The organism is Mesorhizobium sp. M7A.F.Ca.CA.001.08.2.1, from assembly GCF_003998455.1.
GTDB classification, from domain to species: domain Bacteria; phylum Pseudomonadota; class Alphaproteobacteria; order Rhizobiales; family Rhizobiaceae; genus Mesorhizobium; species Mesorhizobium ciceri.
In genome coordinates, this window is record NZ_RZPW01000831.1 from 1 (window position 1) to 2,594 (window position 2,594).

The window sequence follows — 2,594 nt, forward strand, 5'->3', positions numbered from 1 at the left end:
GTGCTGGAGCCGCAAGCGGATTGCCCGGCCGCACAGGTCGCCAACCGGCAGATAACAGCCGCCTATGACGACCCGGCCGCCCTTGCCGACCTGGCAGCGTCGAGTTCCGTCATCACCTACGAGTTCGAGAACGTCCCGGTCGCGGCGGCCAGCGCGCTGGCGGCCAAGGTTCCGGTCTATCCGCCGGCGCGTGCGCTGGAAGTGGCGCAGGACCGGGTGGACGAAAAAACATTCCTCAACGGCATCGGCATTGCCACCGCCGATTTCCACGCCGTCGACAATGATGACGAGCTGGCGGCGGCGCTGAAAGCATCCGACGGCAGCGGCATCCTGAAGACCCGGCGCATGGGATATGACGGCAAGGGCCAGCGCGTCTTCCGCAACATGGAAGCCGGCGGTTTTGCCGGCACATGCGAGGCGATGGGCAATGTGCCGCTGATTCTGGAGTCCTTCGTGCCGTTCGAGTGCGAGATATCGGTGATCGCGGCGCGTGGGCTGGACGGTGCGGTTGTCGCCTACGATCCAGCCGAGAATATCCATCGCAACGGCATTCTCCACACATCGACCTTGCCGGCCGCCATTATGCCGGAGACGGCGCAAGCAGCCCGAACGGCCGCATCGAAGATCCTTGCGGCGCTCGACTATGTCGGTGTCATCGGCGTCGAGTTCTTCGTGCTGGCCGATGGCTCGCTGCTGGCCAACGAGATCGCGCCGCGCGTGCACAATTCCGGCCATTGGACGGAAGCCGCCTGTGTCGTTTCGCAGTTCGAGCAGCATATCCGCGCCATCGCCGGCCTGCCGCTCGGCGGCCCGGACCGCCATTCCGACTGCGTGATGGAAAACCTGATCGGCGACGATGTGCTGCGCGTCCCGGAGCTTCTCGCCGAGCCCGATCTGATGCTGCATCTCTACGGCAAGGCCGAAGCGCGGCCCGGCCGCAAGATGGGTCATTTCACTCGGATCAGACGTCGCGCCTCATAAGGTTGCCTACTGCGCGTCGTCGCTCTCGTCCTGCCCTGGATTGGCGCAACTCCCATCGCCTTCCTCGCAATTGGCCGCGGCAGCGAGCTGCTTGACGCGGTCATTGGTCAATCTGGTCAGGCATTGCGAAACTTCCATCGAATGGATCGATCCGCCTTCGCTGGCGGCGGTGGAATGCGCGCACTCGGCATCGCGAAAAGTGATCCAGGCGCGTTGCGCCACCTGCAGCAATCTCTTGCCGTTGGCATCGTCCGAGCTGATGAGGTTCTGATAGGCCGTGTTGAGCCTGGCGTCGGCCGCCTGGTAGTCCTCGCCGGCACAGATGTTCATCATTTGCTGGCTGTCGTCGCTGCGGTCGCATTCCTGCGCGCGCGCAACCGAAGCTGCCGCCAGCAGGACAAGGCAGGCGGCCAGGAACATCCGGCGCATAGTCGTCTCCAAATCATTTCACGGCGACCGCATCATCCCAGCCGGCCCAGGGCCGCGCAATGCCGCAAGGCAGACATGGCGGATAATTGATGACAGGGATGATTCACAGCCGCTATGGAGCACGCTTGCGGTTGACAGGGACAAGGCTCCTCGTTTATGAGCCACCCACAGTTCAAAGGCGCGTCTTCTGGCGCGCCTTAAAATTTCGACCCAACCGGGTCCACACCGACAGGCAAGACCATGAAGATCAAGAATTCGCTCAAGGCGCTGAAGGCGCGTCACCGCGACAACCAGCTGGTTCGCCGCAAGGGCCGCATCTACATCATCAACAAGACCGCCCCGCGCTACAAGGCACGTCAGGGCTGAGTTTTCGGGCAGGAGGCTGTCGCCTCCGCCCATTTGATGCTTGTCGCCGTCTGCCGGCCTTTTCACGCCAAATTCAGTTTGACGTTCTCTCGCCCGGGACTAGAGTCCGGCGATGCGGATTCCTTTTGCATTTTTGACATCTCTGCTTGTTTCCGGCGTCATTTATGGCCCGGCATGGGCGGATGGTGCTGTCGCGCCGCCGTCCACTCAGGATGCGCCGCCCGCCGCAACGACGAAACAAGCCCGCCTCGATCAGCTGTTCAGCGACTTGAAACGCGAACGCAACGAAAAGGCGGCGGAGCGCATCGCCGGCAACATCTGGAGCGAGTGGTCGCAATCCGGCAGCGCCTCGATCGACCTGATGATGCAATGGTCGCAAAAAGCCGTCGAGGGCCAGAAGTTCGACGTCGCGCTCGATTTCCTCGACCAGGTGGTGACTTTGCAGCCGACTTATGCCGAGGGCTGGAACCGACGTGCCACCGTCCATTTCATGATGAAGAACTACGGCAAGTCGATGTCCGACATCGACCATACGCTGCAGCTCGAGCCGCGCCATTTCGGTGCGCTGTCCGGCCTGGCGCAGATCATGGCGCTGACCGGCCACAAGCAATCGGCGCTCGAGGCCTGGCAAAAGGTGCTGGCCATCTATCCGATGATGCGCAGCGCCCAGGACCAGGTCGGCACGATTTCGGAGGAACTTGCCGGTGAAGGCATTTGATTGCTCTAGGGGAGTAAGGGAATAGGGCAGTAAGACCGTAGGGGCAGATCGCACCTGCGGAACACACACCCTACTCCCCTACTCCCCTACTCCCCTACTC

General features: G+C 62.3%; 4 protein-coding genes. 3 read left to right on the plus strand and 1 reads right to left on the minus strand.

The window, feature by feature from the left end; genetic code table 11:
• The coding region (locus tag EN914_RS31665; protein ID WP_127389513.1) for a 5-(carboxyamino)imidazole ribonucleotide synthase at positions 1 to 981 on the plus strand (981 nt) is incomplete at its 5' end.
• Between the two features lie 6 nt (positions 982 to 987).
• On the opposite strand, the gene EN914_RS31670 is transcribed toward EN914_RS31665, so the two are convergent.
• Positions 988 to 1,410 carry a lysozyme inhibitor LprI family protein gene (locus EN914_RS31670; RefSeq protein WP_024502960.1) on the minus strand — a complete coding sequence of 141 codons (423 nt, stop codon included), beginning with the start codon at positions 1,408 to 1,410 and terminating at the stop codon, positions 988 to 990.
• 240 nt (positions 1,411 to 1,650) lie between these two features.
• Between EN914_RS31670 and ykgO the strand changes: the two genes are divergently transcribed.
• Positions 1,651 to 1,776: a type B 50S ribosomal protein L36 gene (gene ykgO / locus EN914_RS31675; protein WP_006203764.1), complete on the plus strand. Its 126-nt coding sequence runs from the start codon at positions 1,651 to 1,653 to the stop codon at positions 1,774 to 1,776.
• 112 nt (positions 1,777 to 1,888) lie between these two features.
• A complete protein-coding gene (locus EN914_RS31680) occupies positions 1,889 to 2,494 on the plus strand; it encodes a tetratricopeptide repeat protein (RefSeq protein ID WP_024502959.1) in 606 nt (201 codons plus the stop codon).
• Positions 2,495 to 2,594: the final 100 nt, after the last annotated feature.

Bases quoted from the DNA above. Each gene is read 5' to 3' on its own strand.
- EN914_RS31670 (WP_024502960.1), bottom strand. From the start codon at position 1,410: ATGCGCCGGATGTTCCTGGCCGCCTGCCTTGTCCTGCTGGCGGCAGCT.
- ykgO (WP_006203764.1), top strand. From the start codon at position 1,651: ATGAAGATCAAGAATTCGCTCAAGGCGCTGAAGGCGCGTCACCGCGAC.
- EN914_RS31680 (WP_024502959.1), top strand. From the start codon at position 1,889: ATGCGGATTCCTTTTGCATTTTTGACATCTCTGCTTGTTTCCGGCGTC.